Raw genomic sequence first — 23389 nt, forward strand, 5'->3', positions numbered from 1 at the left:
TATATGCACAGTAATCGCCGAATGAAGACAATATCATTATATCATACGGTGCTAGCCTATTAAGGAGGAATACTAATGAAGTTTACGGACGGTTATTGGCAAACCCGCGAGGGAGTAGAAATTCAGTATCCGATCGACGTACGCGAAGTACGGGAGAAAGATTCCGCGCTTACGGTATATAACGCGGTCAAGCCTATTCAAATCAAGGGCGACACGCTTAACGGCACGATGCTGACGGCAGAGGTAAGCTCCCCGGTGCCGGACGTCATTCGCGTGCGCTGGGTCCATCATGCGGGTCGCAAAAATGTCGGACCTCATTTCCAGATCAACGTGGATGAGAACGTACAAGCGGTAATCGAACAATCGGCCGAATATGCGACGCTGCAAAGCGGCAACCTGACCGCTAAAATTCGCAAAGCTCCGTCATGGGGGCTAACCTTCTCGTACGAGGGTCGCAAGCTGACGGGTACCGCCCATAAAGCCGCGGCGTACATTAAAGACACGGACGGCACGCCGTACTTCCGCGAAATGCTCGACCTTGGCGTTGGAGAACAAATCTACGGCCTCGGCGAGCGGTTCACACCATTTATCAAAAACGGCCAGGTCGTCGATTGTTGGAACGAAGACGGCGGAACGAGCAGCGAGCAAGCTTATAAGAACGTACCGTTCTACTTATCGAGCGCCGGATACGGCGTGTTCGTCAACCATCCCGAGCGCGTATCGTTCGAAGTCGCATCCGAGGTCGTCTCCAAAGTCGGCTTCAGCGTGCCGGGCGAATCGCTCGAATATTTCATCGTCGGCGGTAAGACGTTGAAGGACGTACTTAACAACTATACGAAGCTGACCGGCAAACCCGCGCTTCCGCCGGCTTGGTCGTTCGGTCTTTGGCTGACGACTTCTTTCACGACCGATTACGACGAAGCGACCGTGGGCAGCTTCATCGAAGGGATGGCGGAACGTCGCATTCCGCTTCACGTGTTCCACTTCGATTGCTTCTGGATGAAGGAATACGAATGGTGCAACTTCGAATGGGACACGGATATGTTCCCCGATCCGGAAGGGATGATCCGCCGGTTGAAGGAACGCGGATTGCGAATTTGCGTATGGATCAATTCCTACATCGCGCAGAAATCCCCGCTGTTCCAAGAAGGCATGGACAACGGTTATCTCGTGCTGACGAAAGACGGCAGCGTGTGGCAATGGGACAAATGGCAAGCCGGCATGGGTCTCGTCGATTTTACGAACCCGGCCGCTGTCGAGTGGTTCCAAAGCAAGCTGAAAAGACTGATGGATATGGGCGTCGATTGCTTCAAGACCGACTTCGGCGAACGGATACCGACCGACGTCGTCTACCACGACGGCTCCGATCCGATGCGGATGCACAACTATTACACGCAATTGTACAACAAAGCGGTGTTCGACGTGCTCGAGCAACATCGCGGGAAAAACGAAGCGATGCTGTTCGCGCGTTCGGCTACGGCAGGCGGACAGATGTTCCCGGTTCACTGGGGCGGCGACTGCTCCGCGAACTACGATTCGATGGCCGAATCGCTGCGCGGCGGATTATCGCTCGGCTTGTCCGGGTTCGGCTTCTGGAGCCACGATATTAGCGGCTTCGAGCGCACCGCGCCGGCCGACATTTACAAACGTTGGGTAGCGTTCGGCATGCTGAGCTCGCATAGCCGTCTCCACGGCAATGAAACGTATCGCGTGCCATGGCTGTTCGACGAAGAATCCGTAGACGTGCTGAGGTCCTTCACGGAACTGAAGAGCAGTTTGATGCCGTATTTGTTCAGCTATGCGGTCGAAGCAAGCGAGAAAGGCTTGCCGATGATGCGCGCTATGCTGCTCGAATTCCCGGAAGATCCGACGACGCATTACTTGGACAGACAATATATGCTCGGCGAGCGTCTTCTCGTCGCGCCAATCTTCAACGAAGACGGCATCGCCAAATACTATGTGCCTGCGGGCAAATGGACGAGCTTGCTGGACGGCAAGACGGTAATCGGCGGCAAATGGGTAGAAGAGAAGCACGGTTACAGCTCGATTCCTCTCTTGGTTCGTCCGAATTCGCTAATCGCGATCGGCAACAACGATCAGCGTCCGGATTACGATTACGCGGACGGCGTAACGTTGCATCTGTTCGAGCTTGAAGACGGCCATACGGCTTCGGCGACGATCCATGACTTGAACGGCATTCCGCAAGCGACCGCTACCGCTTCGCGTAAAGGCGATACGATCACGTTAACGATGACGGGCACGGATAAGCCATGGCAAGTCGTCCTTCGCGGTATTGAGAGCGTTGTCTCCGCGGAAGTGGCCGAAGCGCAAAACAGCCCGGATGGCGTGAGGCTAATGCCGCACGGCGTATCCGGGCCGGGAAGTCAATCGCAAACGATCGTAAAAGTCGTACTATAAAGGAAGGAAGACCGATTAATGACCGAAGCGGAACCAGCCAAGCTTGGCCTCGCCTTGCACGACCAGGAAGACGCTTCGGTAGCCTTCGGCACCTTCGATCGCGGACGTAGCCGTCTGCCATCCGGCTTGCGCCGCTTGGAGCGTGCAACTTCCGACAAGCGGTCCGTCGGCTGCATTCAGTCGAATGTCGACGGTCGCGCCAGCAATACTGGAGGCGCGAAGCTCGAACAATCGAATGTCGTTCGTCAGATCGACGTCATCGAACCGAATCCATGAGTCGTCATTGGCGGCAGCGGCAACGCTGTCGCCGCCCTCCGTATTATCGGAGATGAATACGTTAGCGTAATCGTCGTAGTTCGTCGCCCGCGTCACGCGGCGCAAATCGCGCGGCGGTATCGTTTCCCCGCGAACGGACAGCGAGCGCTCTAAACGAATATCGCCGGAAGACGAGCCGACCATGAACGCGTATTCTCCCGATTCAAGGCACATCTTGTCCCGGGTCACGTCCCAGAAGGCGAGATCGGAGGCGGGAAGCTCGAAGCGTACGTCAACCGATTCACCGGCGGCCAGCGCCAATCGCTTGAAGCCTTGAAGCTGCTTAAGCGGACGCTTGACTCTGGAAGCGAGCGCGCGCGTATACAGTTGGACGACTTCTTCGCCGGCTACCGTTCCAACGTTCGTGACGCGAAGATTGACGGCGATTCGATCCGTCATCGACCCGGGGTTGCCTTCGAAGCTTAAATTATCGTAACGGAAGGCTGCATAGCTAAGGCCGTGTCCGAACGGATAAAGCGGAGCGCCGGCAAAATATTGGTAAGTTCGTTCGCTCTTAATAATGTCGTAATCCATGAAGGCGCCGAGTTGGTTAACCGACTCATACCAAGTCATATTCAATCGTCCCGCCGGATTGTAATCGCCGAATAGCACGTCCGCAAGCGCGTTGCCGAGCTCTTGGCCGGCGTGCGAGGAATAAAGGATCGAAGGAACGTGTTGTTGGACCCACGGAATCGCGTAAGGATAGCTGCCGACGATGACGACGATCGTGTTCGGGTTTACGTTGAACACTTCCCGGATCAACCGCTCTTGATAGTCGGCAAGCGTAAGATCGGGGCGATCGATCGTCTCCTTGCCGTTAATGAGCGGGTGGTTGCCTACGAAGACGAGAGCGGTATCCGCTTCGCGAGCCGCGTTAATCGCTTCTTGCAAGCCGTCCGTCACTTTCTCGATCGTGAAGCGTTCCGCGTCGTTGTCCGAACCGTCGCGTACCGTTACCGCGCCGGACCCGGCGTCGACCGTTACGGGACGATAGTTCCAAGTCGTGAATAGCGCCGTGTCGTCGCTTTGCGGACGCACATGGAACACTTCCTTCGTGAACCATTCCCAAATATGTTCGGACGAAGCGGTGACGCGGGCGTCGTCGGTCGTCAAATAAAGCGAATTCGCTTCGGCGATGAGCGTGTGGCTATCCCAGCCCCAGTCGGTTTTCTCGAAAATGCTCGCTTCTGCGGCAGATGGGCCTGAAGCCGCTAACGGTTGCTTCTCGTCGGCCGTTAAGCGCACGTATCGACCGTTGGACTTGGATTTGAGCTTGATCCGGTCGCTGCCGCTAGCGAAAGTGACCGATTGCGCGTTGTTGCCAAGCTTGGAGCGCACGCCTTCGAGCGGCGTAACGGCGTAAGGAAGCAAGCCGCTGTACCAGTCGCGATAGACTTTGCCGCCGAGCGGACCGATGACCGCAACTTTGCCGGTCTTGTCCGCTTTGAGCGGAAGAGCGCCGTCGTTTTTGAGCAGGACGATGCTTTTGCGTACCGCCTCCAGAGAGAGAGCCGCATGTTCGGGACGCATGATGGCGGATTCATCGATCGCCGCGTATGGATTTCGGCTGTCGGGATCGAATTCACCGAGCCGGAACCGGACGCGGAACGTGTTGCGAAGCGCGTTGTCCAGATCGTTCTCCGAGAGAAGACCGTCGGAAAGAGCGTCGCGTAGCGCTTGCTTGGAGATCGGGTGATCGTCGGTAATGCTGTCGACGCCCGCTTTGATCGTTAGCGCGACCGCTTCCTTGTAGGACTCGACATACTTATGATCGTTAACGGTGCCGAGAACGTCGCCCGCGTCGCTGACGACGAAGCCGTTCATGCCCCATTCGCGCTTCACGATGTCGTTAACGTCGGGATTAACGTTGGCCGGCGCTCCGTTGACGGAGTTGTACGCGGTCATCATCGACAGCGCGCCGCCTTCTTTGAACGGAATTTCGAACGCTTTCAAATAATATTCCCGTTTGTTGCGGGGATCGAGACTGACGGAGCATTCACCGCGGTCTACCTCGTTGTTGTTGCCGATAAAGTGCTTCAAAGAAGCGACCGCTTTCACGTAGAAAGGATCGTCGCCTTGAATGCCTTGAACGAGCGCGGACGTTAATTTGCCCGCCAGATGGGGGTCTTCGCCGTAAGCTTCTTCGGTTCTTCCCCAACGCGGATCGCGCTCCATGTCGACGGTCGGCGCCCAAAGGGTCAAGCCGTTCATCGCCGGGTTTTTCGCGTAAAAGCCGCGGGCTTCGTCCCCGATCACGCTGCCGATTCGTTTCATCAGCTCGGCGTCCCACGTGCAGGCAAGCCCGATCGGTTGCGGGAACGTCGTGGCTTCGCCTAGCCAAGCCATGCCGTGAGCCGCTTCGGTGCCGTGTTTATAAGCTTTGACGCCGAGACGAGGAATCTCGTCTTGATACTGGCACATAAGGTTGATTTTTTCGTCCAGCGTAAAACGGTTAACCAAGTCGTTCACCCGTTGTTCCAACGGCAAATCTGGGTTTTGAAACGGGAAATCCCAATTGTCGGACATTAGAGAACAGCTCCTTGAGTAAATAAGAGTTTGATCGATTTTACCATACGCGATAAGGACGAGAATACCCGAGGAATTAGTGAAGTAATCCACGCCGAGCACGCGAACTTCTTTCACTATTTGATCGAGGAGGATGTCAATGTATAAAGCGCAGATTGTCGATGACGACGGGCTAGCTGCGGCGGACAAGCAAATGGCAAAGATGATCGATCTGATTAACCGCAACTATCGGGAGAACCTGAAGCTGGAGAAATTGGCGGAGCTATTCAACTACAATAGCGGCTACCTTGGCAAGCTGTTCAAGAGCGCGACCGGCGAACATTTCAACACGTATCTCGACAAAGTCCGCATCGAGAACGCCAAGTCGTTATTGGAGCAAGGGATGAAGGTTTATCAAGTCGCGGAAAAGGTCGGCTATTCGAACGTCGATTATTTTCATAGCAAATTCCTCAAATACGCAGGGGGATCTCCTTCCGCTTATAAGAAGAAACGAATCTTGGTGCAGCTGGAAGAGTTCGATAAAATTCGGGATGCTTAAGGGAGCTGTGCGAGTGAACTGGCGATTAATGTACGACAGGCCTGCGAGCGTCTGGGAGGAAGCGTTGCCGATCGGCAACGGCAGGCTCGGGGCGATGGTATTCGGCGGAACGTCCGCCGAACGCATCGAATTGAACGAGGATACGCTGTGGGCAGGTTTCGCCCGCGATCCCGTCAACTATGAAGCGCAAAGACATCTGGCAAAGGTTAGGGAGCTCGTGTTCGCGGGGCGATACGTCGAAGCGCAGCGGCTGATCGATGGCAAAATGCTAGGGAGAGATGTCGAGCCGTATTTGCCGCTAGGTTGCTTGAACTTGACGCATGCGGGCGATAGGGCGAAAGTTGCCGATTATCGCAGGGAGCTCGATCTTGCCGACGGCATCGCATCGGTGCAGTATCGTCTGGGCGCGACGACCGTACGCGGCGAAATGCTGGCAAGCGTACCGGATCAGGCGATCACCGTCCATTATAAGACTGTTGGCGGCAACATAGACATGGATATTGGGCTCGATTCCAAGCTTCGCCATAACGTCATCGCAAAAGACGGAGAGATCGTGTTGCGCGGACGCGCGCCAAGCCATATCGCGGACAATTATCGGGAGGATCATCCATCTCCCATCCTGTACGAAGAAGGCTTGGGCCTCCCGTTCGAGGCGCGAATCGCCGTTCGTACGGATGGCGAACGCATGGCGGCGAGTGATCGGATAGCCGTAAAGGATGCATCATGGGTTACGTTGTACATCGTTGCCGAAACCGGGTTCGCGGGATATGATGCAGCGCCTGACGAGGCAGGGATGTCCGCTCGTTGCGTTGATCGACTAATGCATGCGTCGGCAAGTTCATTCGAATCTATCAAGGCGCGCCACGTACAAGAGCACCGGAAGCTGTTCGAGCGCGTGTCGTTGACGTTAGGCTCGGAGAACGACGATGAACGTTCGCTGATGCCTACGGATGTTCGATTGCTCCGCTATCAGGCGGGGGAAGCCGACCTTCAATTGGAGGCGCTCTATTATCAGTACGGCCGGTATTTGCTCATGGGCTCTTCGCGGCCAGGAACCCAGCCGGCGAACTTGCAAGGGATATGGAATCCGCACGTTCAGCCGCCATGGCATAGCGACTATACGGTTAACATTAATACGCAGATGAATTATTGGCACGCGGAGAGCAGCAACTTGAGCGAATGCCATGAGCCGCTGTTCGACATGCTCGCCGATCTCAGCGTAACCGGTCAACGCACCGCGCTCGTTCACTATGGCAGCAGAGGCTGGACGACGCATCATAACGTCGATTTGTGGCGCATGTCGACTCCGACCGGCGGAAGCGCGATGTGGGCGTTTTGGCCGCTCGGCGGGGCATGGTTGGTTCGTCATCTGTGGGATCGTTATTTGTTCGGCGGAGATGAGCGATTCCTCCGGGAACAAGCTTTCCCGGTCATGAAAGGCGCGGCGTTGTTCTGCCTGGATTGGCTGGTGGAAGGACCGGACGACGTGCTCGTGACGAACCCGTCCACGTCGCCGGAGAACGAATTTCTAACCGCGAACGGCGAGCGCTGCAGCGTATCGCTGGCTTCGACGATGGATATCGCGATCATTCGAGAGTTGTTCGATAGCTGCCTTGCGGCTATAACGATCATAGGCGGAGACGAAGATTTCCGCGATGAGATCGCTGCCGCGCTTGCGAAGCTGCCGCCTTACAAGATCGGGCGCCATGGACAATTGCAGGAATGGTTCGAGGATTTCGAGGAAGCCGAGCCTGGTCATCGTCACGTCTCGCATTTATACGGGCTCTATCCGGGCAACCAAATTCACGAGGGGACGCCGGAGTTGTTCGAAGCCGCGTCCAAGACGCTGAATCGCCGACTTGCCCATGGGGGCGGCCATACCGGCTGGAGCTGCGCGTGGCTCATCAATCTGTTCGCAAGACTGAAAGACGGCGAGCAAGCCTACGGCGCCGTTCGCACGTTGCTTGCCAAGTCGACGTATCCGAATTTGTTAGATGCGCATCCGCCGTTCCAAATCGACGGTAACTTCGGAGGAGCTGCAGGCGTTGTCGAGATGCTGCTCCAGTCGCAGCATGGCGTAATCGAGTTGCTTCCGGCGCTGCCGGTTGTTTGGAGAGACGGATCGATCAGCGGCCTGCGGGCAAGAGGCGGCATCGGTGTCGATATCGTCTGGCGCGAAGGGACTTTGCAACATGCGTTGATCCGCGCGGACCGTGACGGCAGGATAAGCGTTCGATATGCAGGGGAAAAGCTTAGCGTTACGGACGATAACGAAGCCATTCCGCCATTGGCCGAAGGCGAAGGAGAATTTGTAGCGGTTGCCGGCGGAATCTATTGGGTTACTTTGGTCTAATCTCCGTTCAATAGGCTCATAAGTTTAGGAAGACCGCCTTCAGGGCGCCTCAGGGCGGTCTTTTTTTTTTTTTGCGTTGTTCGCGTTTTAGCGGACACGCGAACAAGCCGATGCCATGCCGCCGTCATATGCTTCTATCGAACGATATAGCATATTTGCAACCATCGATAAGGTTGGCACGATAGGAGATGTGAGGATGGGTAAATCGCCGACAATTTCGCTATGCATGATCGTCAGGAACGAAGAAGAGAGCCTAGGAAGGTGTCTTGAATCCGTCAAAGGTATCGCCGACGAGATCATCATCGTCGACACGGGCTCGAACGATCGCACTAAGGAAATTGCCCTCCAGTACGGAGCGAAGGTATACGATTTCGTCTGGATAGACCATTTTGCCGCGGCCCGCAATTATGCGTTCAGTCTGGCTACGCAGCAGTACCAGCTATGGCTCGACGCAGACGACGTGTTCGAGTCGGCGGACCGCGCAAAGTTGCTAGAGCTGAAAAAAAGGTTGGATCCATCGGTCGACAGCGTTACGATGCTCTATCATCTTGCGTTCGATGCGTCAGGCAACCCCTCGTCGAGCTTGCGCCGCAATCGTCTCGTCCGCAGGGAACGCCAATTTCAATGGATAGGACCGGTTCATGAATATTTGGCGGTGAGCGGCAATTTCATGCATAGCGATATCGCTGTAACGCATCGTAAGGAGCGAGCGTTCACCGACCGTAATTTGCGCATTTACCGCAAACGGCAAGCAGAGGACGAATCGTTCAGCCAGAGAGACCTCTATTACTTCGCTAATGAACTTAAAGACCATAAGCATTACGAGGAAGCGATCCAATATTACGAAAAGTTTCTAGACTCAGAAGGGATCTGGGTGGAAGACGCGGTTTCTGCCTGCGTGAAGCTGGCGGATTGCTTTGGCAGCTTGGGACGTAAAGACGACAGGTTACGCGCGTTATGCCGATCTTTCGCTTACGATGCTCCCCGCTCCGAACCTTGCGCGTTGATTGGAGATAGTTGGCTCGATCGCAAACAGTACGAGCAGGCGATTTTTTGGTATGAGCTGGCGACGAAGCGGGAGCCGTCCGAACAGACGATGGGGATGCGCAATCGATACGCTTCCACATGGTATCCGCATCTGCAGATGTGCGTATGTTATGACCGGTTGGGGCGCTTGGACGAGGCGTACCGTCATAACGAGATCGCGATCTCTTATTGGCCGGATCATCCGAGCATGCTGTTTAACCGGCGTTATTTTGCCACTAGGCTAAAGGGGTCGAATGGCGATGCGGAGAGCGTATTAGGTTAATTTCATAGAGATAGATATGTAAATTTAGATATATATTGACAATTATAGGGGAGTTGTCCGGTTCGGGTAACTTCACTCTTTCATATTCGTAATAGGGTAATCTATTTTTTCAATAGGAGAGAGAGAGGAGGTGTTGCATTGTCATTGCCTAATATACCGATTCTTACGCAATTGCTTTCTCTATCGCGCGATCAAGCTATCAACTTAATATTGAGTCCATTGCCGTTGAAGAAATCGGACTCGGGCACCTATTGAACGCCGAAGGCGATAAAATTCAATATGCGATCGGAGTGCCGGATGGACCAGGCGATCAACCTAAGCATCATCATAAACATCATTGTAAAAAGCATCGTCATCGGTGCAAAAGACACGGCAAAATCGGCAAAGTGCTGAAGGTGAACAAAAGCGTCCGTAAAACGATCGAAAGCGTGGCTAGTAAAGAGCGGATCTTGCTCGAAAAGCTAAAAACGATAATGGACTATTTGGATCCGATCGGTCCGACAGGAGCTACACGCGCATGATCGAATTTAAGCTATAATAGGAGTATGTCAATCGATGGAAGGAAATGGTCGTGGTGCTATACATGGCTTTTTTGCGCGGCATTAACGTTGGCGGTAATCATTTGATCAAGATGGCGGATTTGAAACGCGTACTCGAACAACTCGGCATGCAACGCGTGCGGACATACATACAGAGCGGGAATGTCCTGTTCGAATCTGCCGACGACGCGGATGTATTGGAAGCTAGATTCGAAGAGTCGCTTGCCGGCGCGTTCGGATTTCCCGTGCCGACGATGATCAGGAGCAGGGACGAAATGAAGGCTATTAGGAATCGGTGTCCGTATTCGTTCGAGGGGCTCGCGGAGGGGCAGAGCATTCACTTGTCGCTTTTGAAGGAACCGCCTACAGAACAAGACATTCGGAACATTCCGGACATTGACTGCGGATTGGATGAGTATAAGATCGACGGGAGGGCGATTTATTGGTTCTTCTCGCAAAGCATGCTGGACTCCAAGCTGCCTAAGAAGTTGCAAAAGATCGGTCCGGCGACGATGCGAAACTGGAAAACGGTGTTGAAGATGGTTGAACTGTCCGAGTCATGAAAGAGAAGACGGCATAAGGCGCCAACGCCTTATGCCGTTTTGCGGCTATAGTAATAATAGTACATGCTGAGCGGCCACCAGGTGATCGCGAAGTTGGTCGTGTTCAGCGGAGACTTGGACAAGACGATCGCCGCTTTTATCATCGCTACCGGAGCGGCGGCGATGAGGAAGAAGGTTACGATGTTCTTCACGTTCTGGGGCTTGAACGTGCTGCGCAGAGCCGATGCTCCGCCGGTCAAGAAGTCGGCGATGGAATCGATGCTCGGCATGATGATGCCTAAAGGCTCGACGAGCTTGCCGTTATCCAAGATGAATATGGCGGGCATCGGTCCTAAGATGATCCGGCACGTCATGGACAGCAAAAACGTGCAGTCGCTCGAATCTTTGATAGAAGGCGCCATTAGCGCCGGAGTTAACCTGATTGCCTGCACGATGAGCATGGATATTATGGGAATTAAGCGGGAAGAGCTAATCGACGGCATCGATTACGCGGGCGTTGCTAGCTATTTGGGCGACGCGGAGGATGCAGGCCTTAATTTATTTAATGACAGGGGGATCCTTCTTTGATCAAGCCTTTTGAGGAACGTATGAAACAATACGCCAAGCTGGCGGTAGAGGTCGGGGTGAACGTTCAGCCGGATCAGACGTTATGCGTGATCGCGCCGATCGCCGCAGCGGAGTTCGTTCGCGTCGTAACGCGATGCGCTTATGAAGCAGGCGCGCGCCACGTTCACGTAGACTGGAGCGACGAATCCGTCACGAGAACGCGATTCGAACTCGCGCCGGAAGAAGCTTTAGCGGAATATCCGTCCTGGCATGCGAAGGGCAGGGAAGAGATGGCGGCGGGAGGCGCGGCGTTCCTATGGGTCGAAGCGGGAGATCCCGATCTGTTGGCCGGCATCGATCCGGCACGCGTCAACGCGTATTCGAAGGCGCAATCGACAGCTCTGCAACCGTTCCGCCAATATACGCTGAATAGCAAAGTCGCATGGTCCATCGTTGCGGTACCCTCGCCTGCTTGGGCAGCCAAAGTGTTCCCGGAAGTCGATCCGTCCGCGCGCGAAGACGCGTTGTGGGACGCTATTTTCGCGGCTACGCGGGTGGACGAGGTGGAGCCTGTCGCCATGTGGCGCGAACATGCAAGCTCGCTGCAAGCGTACGGGGATCGGCTGAACGAACGCAAGTTTACGGCGCTCCGCTACCGTGGACCGGGTACCGATCTGACGGTCGGATTGCCGGACGGACACCTATGGTGCTGCGCGGGAGCGCGCAACGAACGCGGGACGGCCTTCATCCCGAATATGCCGACCGAGGAAGTGTTCACGGTTCCTCATCGCGACCGCGTTAACGGGAAGGTTACGAGCAGTAAACCGTTAAGCTACGGAGGCAACCTGATCGAAGATTTCTCGCTTACGTTCAAAGACGGACGCGTAGTCGAGTACAGCGCCGCGAAAGCTTACGATACGTTGCGGCAACTGATCGAGACGGACGACGGCTCGCATTATTTGGGCGAGGTTGCGCTTGTACCGCATCGCTCCCCGATCTCGGACTCGAACGTTATTTTTTACAACACTCTGTTCGACGAGAACGCTGCTTGTCATTTGGCGATCGGATTCGCGCTTCCTTTTTGCCTGGAAGGCGGTAAGACGATGAGCAAGGAACAACTTCGGGAGCGCGGCTTGAACGACAGTCTGACGCACGTCGACTTCATGATCGGCAACGCCGAGCTGGATATCGACGGCATCGACGCGGAAGGTACCGAGACACCGGTGTTCCGACAAGGAAATTGGGCAATCTGAGAACAAAAAATGGAGCTGCCCGATATCGGGCGGCTCCATTTTCGTTGTGTCGGTTTACGACTCTGCAATGTGATTGAACATCCACTGAACACCGAATTTATCCGTCAGCATGCCGTAATATTTGCTCCAGAACGTCTCCTGCAATTCCATCGTTACGTTGCCGCCGACTTTCAGCTTATTGAATAACGTATCCATCTTCTCTTTGCTGTCGCCGTTCACGACTAAGCTTACGTTGTTGCCGACGGTAAAAGGCGAGCCTGGGAAAACGTCGGTGAACATGACGGCGCCGCCATCGATATCGAGCCGGGCGTGCATGATCAAGTTTTTCGCCTCTTCGGGCAAAGGGTAGTCCGGATGCGGAGGAGCTTCTCCGAATGTCATCATGTTAGAGACTTCTACGCCGAATACCCCTGCGTAAAACTCAACGGCTTCGCGCGCGTTCCCGGAAAAATTCAAATAGACGTCAAACGCCATAATCTCAACTCCCTAGTCGAATTGGGTAACCCTGGTATATTGTATCATGAGGTTGTCCCCATTTGAAAGCGAGCTTGACGTGCATGCGACAGGTGGACTATTATGAGGTATGCAACTTAGTAATTTAGTAAATTAGTAAATGGAGAGATGCGGAAATGATGAAAATTCCAACGACTTTAAAACATAAACCGGTCATCGTTACGGAAAATTACGGGAACGTGGACGGACGCTTCGCGAATCAGACCGACACGCAAGGTCTCTCGCTAGGGTTAGCGCAGTGGAACGATCGGGGGAAAGTCGATATTTCGGCTAAAGTATGGCGCCATACCGGAGACAAGTGGTCCCGTCAGTCGGAGGAGCTTCCCATTCACCGCGTGCTTGACCTCGCGATATTGGTGGCTCGTTCGATATCGCATTTTCGCGAGTCGTACCGCTTTCCGAACTTGTACGATCCCGCAAACCCGATCATCGATCGAATAGGCTTGCAGGGAGACGCAATGACCGTCGAAGTGTGCACGGACAACGAGAAGATCAACGAAGATATCCGTTTGTTCAACCAAGCGCTTAGCGACGACAGCGAGCTGGTCGGCGAACGCCTTAGAACGTTGTCGAGCATATTGAAAGACATGGGGTACTGAAGATCAGGAGATTCGCGGACTAGGAAGGTGAATCACGATGACGCTGGACAAACAGACTAAGAAAGAGCTTGCTTCGGCCTACGCGCAATTGTTTCGCCCGATGGGCGTATATCAAATTCGGAACGTTCAAAACGGCAAAATACTCGTGAACTGCGCGATGGATCTAGAAGGCGCGAGAAACCGGTTGACGTTCATGCAACAGATGAACACGAATATGGTTTCGGAGCTTAGAGAAGATTGGAATACCTACGGTGGAGCCGCATTCGTATTCGAGGAGCTCGATCGAATTAGCCCGCGAGAGGAACATATGAGCGACCGTTCCGAATTGAAGGCCTATAAGGATGAGGTGGAGGCTTTGCTTGAGCTGTGGCTCGAGAAGCTCCAACCGTACGGAAACCAAGGATACAATAAAAAGAGAAGAAAGTAATTCGCGCATACGCAATAAAGCCTGGCACTCGTGCCGGGTTTTTGTTGCATTTTCATTAAAAAGGTATTGCGCAAGCATTACGATTCATAAAAATCACGCATACGATCTAAAGAATGCCACCCTTTTTCCTGAGCGTTTCTTAAGTATACTTAGTCTATCTCGCGGCTAGCTTAAACCTATTGAGAGTTAGTCGACCAAGAGACGAACAGGCAATTGCGTCTAGCTCATGAAGCTGAACGGCAATTGTCACAAAGCTACAAACACTCGAGAGGGGTAGAAGAATGAAGAGATTTGTTAAGTCGTTCTCGCTAGTCATGATCATCGCAATGTTTGCTATGTTGGTTGCAGCTTGCAGCAAGAGCAAGGACATTGAAGTAGGTATCGTATTGCCGACGAAAGACGAGGAAAGATGGATCCAAGACGAACAAAGATTTAAGGATGCTATCAAAGATACGAAGTATAAGACGGAAATTTTGTTCAGCCAAGGTTCATCCGCAAAAGAGAAAGAAAACGTTGAAGCCTTAATCGCTAAAGGCATTAAAGTATTGATTATTTGTCCTTACGATGGCGATGCAGCTGGTGCTGCAGTAGAAGCAGCGAGAGATGAAGGCATCAAAGTCATTTCCTACGACCGTCTGATCACGAACACGGACGCCGTTGACTACTACGTGACGTTCGATTCCGTCGATGTAGGCAGGAAACAGGCGCAATATCTCGTAGACCACGCTAAAGGCAACGGCCAACCGCTGTACCTGTACGCTGGCGCGGCTTCCGATAACAACGCGTTCTTGTTCTTCCAAGGCGCATGGGAAGTTCTTCAACCTAAAATCGCTGACGGTACGTTCAAAATCGCTAACTCCAGCGAAGCTGTAGCTCTTCAAGACAAAGCTGAACTGTCCCGCGACGAAATGAGCAAAATCGTCGGACAAATTACGACGAACTGGGAACCTAACGAAGCGAAGAACAAAGCGCAATCCCACTTGACGGCAGCTGCTGCTGACGCTAAAGGCGATGTTGCTATCTTGGCTCCGAACGACGGCACGTCCCGTGCGATTGCAGACGTATTCGGCGCCGATTCAGCAATTACCAGCCATGTCATTTCCGGTCAAGATGCGGATAAATCTTCGATCCAATACATCATCGACGGCAAACAATCGATGACCGTATTCAAAGACGTTCGCACCCTCGTTAAAGACGCAATGGGCATGGCTGTTTCCATCCTCGATGGCAACACGCCTGAAACGACGGGAGTCTATCCTAACGGTAAAATCGACGTTAAAGCGAAACAAACGAACATCAACGTTGTCGATAAAGCGAACGTTCAATCGGTGCTCATCGATTCTGGCTACTACGCAAAAGGAGACTTCACCGGCTTGTAATCGCAACCGAAATTCATTAAATTACGGACGGAATAGTGATAGATCTGTCTATCACTATTCCGCTATTATAAGAGCTTTTTCGTTAAGGAGCGCAACGCTATGAACAATCCATACCTTTTAGAAATGAACGACATATCGAAAGAATTCACCGGTGTGAAGGCGCTCTCCAACGTCAACTTCAAAGTCGGCAGAAGCGAAATCCATTGTCTGATCGGCGAAAACGGCGCGGGCAAATCGACCTTGATGAAGGTGTTAAGCGGCGTCTATCCGCATGGCACCTATTCCGGGGATATCGTGTTCGATGGCAGCGTGCAAAGCTTCGCGCACATTAGCGATAGCGTGAAGACGGGTATCGCGATCATTTATCAGGAGCTCGCGTTGTTTCCCGACCTAACCGTCTACGAGAACATATTCGCGGGCAACGAGATCAAAAAAGGCGGCATCATCGACTGGAACGAAACGATCGTGCGGGCGAAGGAAATGCTTCGCAAAGTGAAGCTGGACATTAACCCCGAGGTTCAGATCAAGGACTTGGGCGTCGGCAAGCAACAGTTGGTCGAAATCGCCAAAGCGCTCAGCAAAGACGTAAAGCTGCTCATTTTGGATGAACCGACGGCCGCGCTTAACGAGAACGATAGCGAGAACTTGTTGCAATTGCTACGCGAGCTGAAGGACCAAGGCATTACGAGCATCATGATTTCCCACAAGCTGAAGGAAGTCATCGCCATCGCGGACAAAGCTACCGTATTGCGGGACGGCCAGACGATCTGTACGCTCGATGCGTCGAAAGGCGAAATTTCGGAGAGCGTTATTATCAAGAACATGGTCGGTCGGGAAATCGACGATATTTATCCGAAGAGAACGAACAGGAACTTCGGCAGCAACATTCTCGAAATCAACAATTGGACGGCATACGATTCGTCGCTCGGTCGGAAAGTAGCTAACAACATCAATTTGCACGTTAGAAAAGGCGAAATCGTTGGTATCGCTGGTTTGATGGGTTCCGGTCGCACGGAGCTCGCGCAAAGTATTTTCGGTAATCCGAAGGGTTACAAATTGCAAGGCGAAATGCTGCTAGACGGCAACAAAGTGTCCTTTAAGCATACGAAAGACGCGATAAAAGCGGGTATTGCTTACGTAACGGAAGACCGAAAAGGAAACGGATTATTTTTGATCCAAGACATTAAACAAAATATTTCGGCCGCGAACTTGAATGCCATCGCTTCCCGCGGCATTATCGAAATGAACGAAGAAGTTAAAATTTCCAATGAATACAAACGGTCTTTGAATATAAAAGCCCCTTCGGTCGAACAACTCGTAGGAAATTTGAGCGGCGGTAATCAACAAAAAGTATCGCTAGGCAAATGGTTGTTCGTTAATCCGACCCTACTCATTCTAGACGAACCGACTCGCGGAATCGACGTAGGCGCGAAATTCGAAATTTATACGATCATGAACAAGTTGATCAGCGAAGGCATGAGCATCATCATGATCTCGTCCGAATTGCCCGAAGTGTTAGGCATGAGCGACCGTATCTATATTATGGCCGAAGGCAAGATCAAGGGCGAATTAAATATCGAGGAAGCGAACCAAGAAAAAATCATGCAGCTAGCAACGCAATAGGGGGAAGTCTCTGGTGAACATAGCTAAAGAAGCCAAATCGTTAATTAAAGTCAACATACGGGAATATGGGATGTACATCGCCTTATTCGTCATCATGGTCACGTTCTCGATCTTGACGAACGGATTGTTCATGTCTTCCCGGAACATTAGTAACTTGCTTGACCAAATGGGCTATATCGCCGTGCTTGCCGTAGGCATGACGCTCGTCATTATTATTCGGCATATCGACTTGTCGGTCGGCTTCGCGGCGGGCTTCATGGGTGCAATCGCTGCCATATTAATGACGCAAGCCGGCGTGCCGTTCTGGCTGACGATTCCGATCATTCTCGTGCTCGGTATCGTTATCGGGATGCTAAACGGTTTTCTGGTTGCATCGGTGGGAATTCCTTCCTTCGTCGCTTCTCTCGCGGGGATGCTGATTTTCCGCGGCGCATTGCTTCAAGTAACGGAGAAGACGGGTACGATCAATACGAATGACGCTCACTTCAACGCGATCGGCAACGGTTTCATTCCGGCTATATCGACGATCGGCGGCTTGCATTTGCTGTCACTCATCATCGGCGGCTTGTTCATTCTGTTATTCATCTATAGCGAAGTTTCTAAGCGCCGCAACAAGCTGAAGTATAACTTCGAAGTGATCTCTATGGGTATGTTCGTCATCAAGCTCGTATTCGTATCGGCGATTATCTCCTATATTACTTGGATTCTAGCAGGTTACAACGGCTTCTCCTGGACGATGATAATCGTACTCGTCGTTGTTGCGGTCTATCACTTCCTAATGGGCTCGACGGTGCTCGGCAGACATATTTATGCGGTCGGAAGCAATCCGGAAGCAGCGCATCTTAGCGGCATCAACGTTAAAAAGATCACCTATATCGTCTTCGGCTCTATGGGCATGATGGCGGCGCTTTCCGGCATCCTGTTCACTTCCCGTTTGCAATCCGCGTCCACCACGGCCGGAACGCTGTTCGAGCTGGACGCGATCGCGGCAGCTTATGTCGGCGGCGTATCCGCGGCTGGCGGCGTCGGTAAAGTTACCGGTTCCATCATCGGGGCTATCGTAATGATGTCCCTGACAAGCGGCATGAACCTGATGGGCGTAGGCATTTCCTATCAGTATATGATTCGCGGAGGCGTACTTGCCGCTGCGGTAATCTTCGACGTAATGACGCGCAAAAAGAGAGGGTAATCGTTCCTCGAGCCATAATCTACAAGGAAGCCGTCCCGTTAGTCATGTTATAATGACTGACTGGATGGCTTTTTTGCCGCAAGAAACGGAGAGAACAACGAGATATGAACTTCGATGTCATCATTAATGCGTTCATTCTGGCGATCGGTCTTATTTTGCCGCTAGGCGTACAGAACCTGTTCGTATTCAATCAAGGAGCGGCGCATTCTCGCTATTATAAGGCGCTTCCCGTCGTCATTACCGCTTCGATCTGCGACACGTTATTAATCTTATTCGCGGTGGGAGGCGTATCGACGGTTGCGCTAGGTCATCATGCCGTCAAGGTTTCGATGATCGGCGCGGGAATCTTGTTCCTGCTCTATATGGGGTGGGTAACATGGAATAGCAAGCCAAAACCGCTACAACGCCAAGAAGAACGAGTGCCTCCAAGGAAGCAAATCGCGTTCGCGCTATCGGTATCGTTGTTGAATCCCCATGCGATTTTGGATACGGTCGGCGTAATCGGAACGAGTTCGTTAAAATACGGCGGAGCGGACAAAGTAGTATTCGCGCTTACTTGTATCGTCGTATCGTGGCTTTGGTTTGCTTCTTTGGCTTACGCCGGGAAAGCGGTAGGGAGCATCGATCGATCGGGCAACGTGCTTGGGATGTTGAACCGCGTCTCCGCGCTCTTCATGTGGGGCACCGCTCTGTACCTCGTCAGCTCGCTTTTCGATTAATCCGGCATAACTATATAGGCATCTATGGAGGCAGCCATGAATATCAGGACAATGGAACAATCAGACGTCGCGGACGTCGTCAACTTAACGGCGCTTGCATTCCAGAACGAACGGGGCGTTATATCGTTATATCCCGATCGGGCTGTTGTCCTTGTTCGTTTACGCAAGGCTATGGAGTCTAGCCAACGTATCCGTTAACGACCGCTTGGCTTTGTTTAATTTGCGATAATATGTCGCCATGGAGTAACCGAGCCTTTCCGCGTTTTTCTCGTGGGTTCGTTTGCCGAGCAAATAAGCTTGCTCCAACAGTTTGCCGAGCTTAACGTGCTCATCCGATTGTTCGCTCATCGCTTGAATGCCTCTTCGTATGGTCGAACGAACATAGAGGATCGACTCTCTGATCGACGAATGCGAGCCTAACAATCGTGGAAACGCGCCGGCGAACCGGGAAACCGTATCGGGATGGTCGGCCATCTTGGCATAGTTCAGCAAAATTTGATTGACGGCATGGTAGGCAGCTTCATCGGCTTGGGCAGCGTCGGGTATCTGCTCGTGAATTACGGCAGGCGTTTCGTTCTTGACCAGCTCCATTACTCGCGATTTGATCATCTCGTACGTTTTCGGTTTTCGTCGTCTCATGTCGGTTTGTACCCAAACCTTCATGGCCAACATCAAAGACCAACCGATTTCATCATGGTCGATGAAAGGCATACGGACAAATCCGAGGAATTCGGAAGTCGACAATCGTTCGTTTAATAGCTGCGTAAGCGTATCCTCGTTAAAACGGTGGAGCATCGCGCTTATTTCAATTAATTTGAAAACCAGCGGTTCCTCAACGCGAGAGAGCAACCGTTCAACCAAGCGGCCGCATAGGATGTCGCGTTTCGTTCCATATAACAAGCTATTATCGGCTTGATCGGATGTAAGCTCCTCGGCAAGCGAAAGCGCGAGCGGAAATCCGCCGGCCCAATGCGCCAGCTCTTCTTGCTGGGCGCGGTTATGAATGCTTTGATGACGCAAAATCTCCAATTGCTCTCCGTATTCCAACGGCCCGATACGAAGATGATGAATCATGCGGTGCCAGCCGGTAAGCGCAAGATGGCTTTCCATAGGGTATTGTCCGGCCGTGATGACTTTGATCGTGCACTCCAACGTTAACAACCATTCATAAAGCGAACGACAAATCGCGTCCCCTTGCTCGATAGCATCCAACAGCAGAACGACTTTCGAATGATCTTTCCTTCCCGTGCGGTTGAGTCGATCCGCAAGCCTTACGCCGTCGGGTATTAAGCTAATATCGAAATGCGGTATCCCAACGAATTTGGCCAAGCCGTCGCTCCAGTCGCGATACAAACTTTCGATTGTCCGGTGAGTGGAGCAGTCTGCATAGAGCACGATCGCATCATGTGCGTGCAGAGCCTCGAACTGCTTTAATAGCGCCGTTTTTCCAATCCCGCTCGGACCGTGAAGCCGTAACAACCGCCATTCGTCCATGTCCTCGGTTAATAACCGATCCATCTGCCGAAGTTCATGCTTTCGTCCTACGAACCGTGTACTCTCACGGACTCTCAACATATCGCCAACGAGCAATGCGATCCCCTCGCGCTTCCATAATCATACATATTATTTCATTCCTAAGTATATCGGTTTACCGCGTTTGAGCGAATGCATCCGACAAAGGTTCTAATGAATCGATGCAACTACCTAAAATTCGTTACTCGCGGACATCCATCGATCGTGCCGCCAAGAATGAAAGTAAAAATGAGATTGAAGATGGAAGTGCATACCTATTAAGATCCATATGTTGGATTTAATGTCCGACACATGATGGAAATCAGTTCGTTAAATGGTGGAGGGAAACTATGTTCAAGAAGAAGCTCGGATTGTGGATTCTCGTTCTTGCATTGTTTGTCACGATCGGCGGTCAAACGGCGTTCGCTACATCGGACACAAGCACGACCGCGCAAAGCTGGGATGTCGACGTAAGCATCGTTAATAGCACCGAAGTCATTATCTTTTCCATGCAGCCAAGAACGCTGATCATTCACGAAGGCGATACGGTTAACTTCACCAATCGCGGAGTCGCGGCACCGCATACCGTTACGTTCTGGGGGCAGACGACGCCTGCGGCGCCGGATGATAGCTTCGCGGCACCTAGCGTACCTAACGGTTCGAGTTGGGACGGCAAATCAATGATCAACTCCGGGTTGATGTTCCCTGGGCAAAGTTATTCCATTACGTTTACAGGCAGCGGCGTATATCCATACCTTTGCCTCCTTCATCCAGCTATGGTGGGCGATATAATCGTCGTTCCTAAAGGACAGCCGATCCCTTCCAAAGCAGACCAACAAGCGCAGCAAGCCGCCAAGCTTAAAGAGTTAGATCAACAAGTCGCGTCGATCAAAAAGGAAAGAAGCGTAACGAGTTACGCGAAGAACAAAGACGGCTCGTTCACTTATAGCGGTTATGCGGGTTCGGGAACGCCCGAGTTGATGATTAACGCGTACTCTCCGAACACGTACTATATTAATGAAGGCGACTCGATCACGTGGAATACCGATGCGCCGGACTTCCAATTCGTCTTCTTCAACCTACCGAAAGGCTTCGTTCCGATCAAAGATAATGGGGATTTTGATCCGTTGTTGGAGACTCCGACAGGCGGACCGGACTTCGACGGCAAGGAGACGATAAGCTCCGGTCCGATCATGCCGGCAATGCCTGCCATGGCGGGAATGCCTGCTATGCCGGCTATGCCTTTCACCCTGAAGTTCTCCAAAGCAGGCACTTATACGTTCACGGATCCGGTATGGGGCAAATCCGGCAAAGTCATCGTCGCACCTAAAGGCGCCGCTAAGCTTGTCGTCAATAATGTCCCTATCGTAACGGACGTTCAAGTCAAGCAAGGCCAGACGCTTGTCCCATCGACGGTCGTGGCAAAGCTTACGAAACAAAAGCTCGTCGTAGGCAAAGACATCGTGAAATATACGATCAACAAAAAAACGTATGTTTCCATTCAGGAAGTCGTAGCCAAAGTCGGCGGCACGTACAACTACGACGCGGCGATCAAGTTAGTCACCGTAACGGCAAAGTAATATAGGCAAGAGGTGAGAGACTATCCGTCTCTCACCTTCTTATTGTTTAAGCGGGGTGCTAAATATGCTTGTGATCTATGCGAGAGGTAAAACTTTATTGTTTGCCATATTGCTCATTCTGGCCGCGGGATTCACGATCAGCTCGATCGTGGATAGCCGTCATGCATCGGCGGTTACTCCTCCTGTGACGAAGAAGTTTCAATTATACGCAACGGACGGATACGCGACGCTGGCCGACGGCACGAAAGCTTATATATGGGGCTACAGCTTGAAAAATCAAAAAGGTACCGCAACGTATCCGGCACCGACGCTTACGGTTAACGAGGGCGACCAGGTCGAAGTTACGCTGACGAACTTAGGTCCAAGCAAAGCAGGCATTCAGCCGCTTTCGCATACGATCCATTTTCACGGCCTCGATACGGATCAGGCGAACGACGGCGTACCGGATACGAGCCCGCCCGTCAAACCCGGAGAAAGCTTTACGTATAAATTCATCGCTTCGCATGCCGGCTCGTATTATTACCATTGTCATGTCGATACGGTAGAGCATCTGCAAATGGGCATGCACGGCGCGTTCATCGTCAAAGCCAAGAACGGAGAGAAGAAGGCGTGGACCGGCGGTCCGGCTTACGACAAAGAGTACGTGATGCTGCTCAATGAATTCGATCCCGTGTGGCATCAGGCGGTTGCGGAAGGCAAACCGTACGATCGCACCGACTTCCATCCGCGATTCTGGACGATCAACGGCAAGTCGTTCCCGGACACGATGAACGATCCGTCTACGATGGTGACGGCTACCGTCGGGCAGAAAATACTGATACGGTTTATTAACAGCGGATACGAAGAGCACAGCTTCCATATGCACGGCTATCATTTCAAGGTTATCGCGTCCGACGGACGTCCGCTTCCCGCCCCGATCGAGAAAGACACGCTGACGATCGGTCCGGCGGAACGGTACGATATTCTGGTCACGTTCGATCAACCCGGCGAATTCCCGCTGCATAGCCACAATATCGTAGACAACACGAACGACGGCGTCTATCCCGGCGGTCTTCATACGATGATTTGCGTCGCGCCGAAATCCTCCGCTTCGGCGACTCATTCCGCGGCAATGGCTTCGACCGATTGCAGCCACGCCAATGCGGCGGCTGGCGGCGACGGTTCGACAGCGGCTAGTAAAGACGGCATCCCCGTCAATATCAACTCGCTCTCCGTCTCCGTGAAAGAGCTTCATGTCAAAGTCGGAGATACGGTCATCTGGACGAACGCGGACAGGCAAGTCCATACGGTGACGAGCGATGACGGGTTGTTTAACAGCGGTAACCTGTTCCCGAAAAAAACGTTCAGCTATACGTTCACGAAAGCGGGCACTTATGCTTACGGTTGTACGATCCACCCTTCGATTAGAGGGAAAGTTATCGTAGAGTGATAGGATTGGTCACTCGCAACAAAGGACACCGACGTGGGAGATTCCTCCTCGAAGGTGTC

Annotated in this window: 17 protein-coding genes and 2 pseudogenes; 16 read left to right on the top strand and 3 right to left on the bottom strand. The window is 52.5% G+C overall.

Translation table 11 applies throughout. The features are described from left to right. Positions 1–75: 75 nt before the first annotated feature. Positions 76–2418 (top strand): alpha-xylosidase, encoded by a 2343-nt coding sequence (yicI, locus tag ACFPQ4_RS20650; protein ID WP_378113795.1) that lies wholly within the window; start codon positions 76–78, stop codon positions 2416–2418. Positions 2419–2433: 15 nt separating this feature from the next. On the opposite strand, the gene ACFPQ4_RS20655 is transcribed toward yicI, so the two are convergent. Next, positions 2434–5259: a glycoside hydrolase family 3 protein gene (locus tag ACFPQ4_RS20655; RefSeq protein WP_378113796.1), complete on the bottom strand. Its 2826-nt coding sequence runs from the start codon at positions 5257–5259 to the stop codon at positions 2434–2436. A gap of 202 nt (positions 5260–5461) precedes the next feature. On the opposite strand from ACFPQ4_RS20655, the pseudogene ACFPQ4_RS20660 reads away from it, so the two are divergent. From ACFPQ4_RS20660 to ACFPQ4_RS20690, 7 genes and pseudogenes are all read left to right on the top strand, one after another. After that, a pseudogene (locus ACFPQ4_RS20660) lies at positions 5462–5797 on the top strand (helix-turn-helix transcriptional regulator); the annotation flags it as partial. 13 nt (positions 5798–5810) lie between these two features. After that, positions 5811–8150: a glycoside hydrolase family 95 protein gene (locus ACFPQ4_RS20665; protein WP_378113797.1), complete on the top strand. Its 2340-nt coding sequence runs from the start codon at positions 5811–5813 to the stop codon at positions 8148–8150. Between the two features lie 196 nt (positions 8151–8346). Next, entirely contained in the window at positions 8347–9459 is a 1113-nt protein-coding gene (locus ACFPQ4_RS20670; RefSeq protein WP_378113798.1) for a glycosyltransferase, read from the top strand. A gap of 251 nt (positions 9460–9710) precedes the next feature. After that, positions 9711–9980, top strand: coding sequence for an alpha-helical endospore appendage domain-containing protein (locus ACFPQ4_RS20675; RefSeq protein ID WP_378113799.1), 270 nt, complete (start codon positions 9711–9713; stop codon positions 9978–9980). A 50-nt stretch (positions 9981–10030) separates the two neighbouring features. Next, complete coding sequence (locus ACFPQ4_RS20680; RefSeq protein WP_378113801.1) at positions 10031–10561, top strand: DUF1697 domain-containing protein; 531 nt, start codon at positions 10031–10033, stop codon at positions 10559–10561. 87 nt (positions 10562–10648) lie between these two features. After that, positions 10649–11128 (top strand): annotated as a pseudogene (locus ACFPQ4_RS20685) (DsrE/DsrF/DrsH-like family protein); the annotation flags it as partial. A 20-nt stretch (positions 11129–11148) separates the two neighbouring features. Continuing rightward, positions 11149–12360 carry an aminopeptidase gene (locus ACFPQ4_RS20690; protein ID WP_378113936.1) on the top strand — a complete coding sequence of 404 codons (1212 nt, stop codon included), beginning with the start codon at positions 11149–11151 and terminating at the stop codon, positions 12358–12360. A 54-nt stretch (positions 12361–12414) separates the two neighbouring features. Here ACFPQ4_RS20690 and ACFPQ4_RS20695 read toward each other — a convergent pair whose 3' ends face one another. Further along, positions 12415–12834 carry a VOC family protein gene (locus ACFPQ4_RS20695; protein WP_378113802.1) on the bottom strand — a complete coding sequence of 140 codons (420 nt, stop codon included), beginning with the start codon at positions 12832–12834 and terminating at the stop codon, positions 12415–12417. 158 nt (positions 12835–12992) lie between these two features. On the opposite strand from ACFPQ4_RS20695, the gene ACFPQ4_RS20700 reads away from it, so the two are divergent. The 6 genes from ACFPQ4_RS20700 to ACFPQ4_RS20725 all read left to right on the top strand — a co-directional run bounded on the left by ACFPQ4_RS20700 (position 12993) and on the right by ACFPQ4_RS20725 (position 18809). Continuing rightward, positions 12993–13472: a DUF6530 family protein gene (locus ACFPQ4_RS20700; RefSeq protein WP_378113937.1), complete on the top strand. Its 480-nt coding sequence runs from the start codon at positions 12993–12995 to the stop codon at positions 13470–13472. A gap of 37 nt (positions 13473–13509) precedes the next feature. Next, positions 13510–13899 (top strand): GIY-YIG nuclease family protein, encoded by a 390-nt coding sequence (locus tag ACFPQ4_RS20705; RefSeq protein ID WP_378113803.1) that lies wholly within the window; start codon positions 13510–13512, stop codon positions 13897–13899. A 281-nt stretch (positions 13900–14180) separates the two neighbouring features. Further along, positions 14181–15278, top strand: a complete 1098-nt coding sequence (locus tag ACFPQ4_RS20710) for a sugar ABC transporter substrate-binding protein (protein ID WP_378113804.1) — start codon at positions 14181–14183, stop codon at positions 15276–15278. A 99-nt stretch (positions 15279–15377) separates the two neighbouring features. Further along, positions 15378–16901, top strand: a complete 1524-nt coding sequence (locus tag ACFPQ4_RS20715; protein WP_378113805.1) for an ATP-binding cassette domain-containing protein — start codon at positions 15378–15380, stop codon at positions 16899–16901. A 13-nt stretch (positions 16902–16914) separates the two neighbouring features. Further along, positions 16915–18090: a sugar ABC transporter permease gene (locus tag ACFPQ4_RS20720; protein WP_378113806.1), complete on the top strand. Its 1176-nt coding sequence runs from the start codon at positions 16915–16917 to the stop codon at positions 18088–18090. Between the two features lie 104 nt (positions 18091–18194). Next, positions 18195–18809 carry a LysE/ArgO family amino acid transporter gene (locus ACFPQ4_RS20725; protein WP_378113807.1) on the top strand — a complete coding sequence of 205 codons (615 nt, stop codon included), beginning with the start codon at positions 18195–18197 and terminating at the stop codon, positions 18807–18809. A 159-nt stretch (positions 18810–18968) separates the two neighbouring features. Here the strand turns inward: ACFPQ4_RS20725 and ACFPQ4_RS20730 are convergent, their stop codons facing one another. Next, a complete protein-coding gene (locus ACFPQ4_RS20730; RefSeq protein ID WP_378113938.1) occupies positions 18969–20384 on the bottom strand; it encodes an AAA family ATPase in 1416 nt (471 codons plus the stop codon). 287 nt (positions 20385–20671) lie between these two features. Between ACFPQ4_RS20730 and ACFPQ4_RS20735 the strand changes: the two genes are divergently transcribed. Both ACFPQ4_RS20735 and ACFPQ4_RS20740 read left to right on the top strand, forming a co-directional pair. Further along, positions 20672–21901: a cupredoxin domain-containing protein gene (locus ACFPQ4_RS20735; RefSeq protein ID WP_378113808.1), complete on the top strand. Its 1230-nt coding sequence runs from the start codon at positions 20672–20674 to the stop codon at positions 21899–21901. Positions 21902–21998: 97 nt separating this feature from the next. After that, positions 21999–23330, top strand: coding sequence for a multicopper oxidase domain-containing protein (locus ACFPQ4_RS20740; protein WP_378113809.1), 1332 nt, complete (start codon positions 21999–22001; stop codon positions 23328–23330). Positions 23331–23389: the final 59 nt, after the last annotated feature.

Source organism: Cohnella yongneupensis (assembly GCF_042655785.1).
Taxonomy (GTDB): domain Bacteria; phylum Bacillota; class Bacilli; order Paenibacillales; family Paenibacillaceae; genus Cohnella; species Cohnella yongneupensis.

Excerpts from the sequence above, each read along its gene's own strand:
- ACFPQ4_RS20715 (WP_378113805.1), top strand. The coding sequence starts at position 15,378 with ATGAACAATCCATACCTTTTAGAAATGAACGACATATCGAAAGAATTC.
- ACFPQ4_RS20690 (WP_378113936.1), top strand. The coding sequence starts at position 11,149 with ATGAAACAATACGCCAAGCTGGCGGTAGAGGTCGGGGTGAACGTTCAG.
- ACFPQ4_RS20730 (WP_378113938.1), bottom strand. The coding sequence starts at position 20,384 with ATGTTGAGAGTCCGTGAGAGTACACGGTTCGTAGGACGAAAGCATGAA.
- ACFPQ4_RS20735 (WP_378113808.1), top strand. The coding sequence starts at position 20,672 with ATGTTCAAGAAGAAGCTCGGATTGTGGATTCTCGTTCTTGCATTGTTT.
- ACFPQ4_RS20710 (WP_378113804.1), top strand. The coding sequence starts at position 14,181 with ATGAAGAGATTTGTTAAGTCGTTCTCGCTAGTCATGATCATCGCAATG.
- ACFPQ4_RS20700 (WP_378113937.1), top strand. The coding sequence starts at position 12,993 with ATGAAAATTCCAACGACTTTAAAACATAAACCGGTCATCGTTACGGAA.
- ACFPQ4_RS20695 (WP_378113802.1), bottom strand. The coding sequence starts at position 12,834 with ATGGCGTTTGACGTCTATTTGAATTTTTCCGGGAACGCGCGCGAAGCC.
- yicI (WP_378113795.1), top strand. The coding sequence starts at position 76 with ATGAAGTTTACGGACGGTTATTGGCAAACCCGCGAGGGAGTAGAAATT.
- ACFPQ4_RS20670 (WP_378113798.1), top strand. The coding sequence starts at position 8,347 with ATGGGTAAATCGCCGACAATTTCGCTATGCATGATCGTCAGGAACGAA.
- ACFPQ4_RS20725 (WP_378113807.1), top strand. The coding sequence starts at position 18,195 with ATGAACTTCGATGTCATCATTAATGCGTTCATTCTGGCGATCGGTCTT.
- ACFPQ4_RS20655 (WP_378113796.1), bottom strand. The coding sequence starts at position 5,259 with ATGTCCGACAATTGGGATTTCCCGTTTCAAAACCCAGATTTGCCGTTG.
- ACFPQ4_RS20705 (WP_378113803.1), top strand. The coding sequence starts at position 13,510 with ATGACGCTGGACAAACAGACTAAGAAAGAGCTTGCTTCGGCCTACGCG.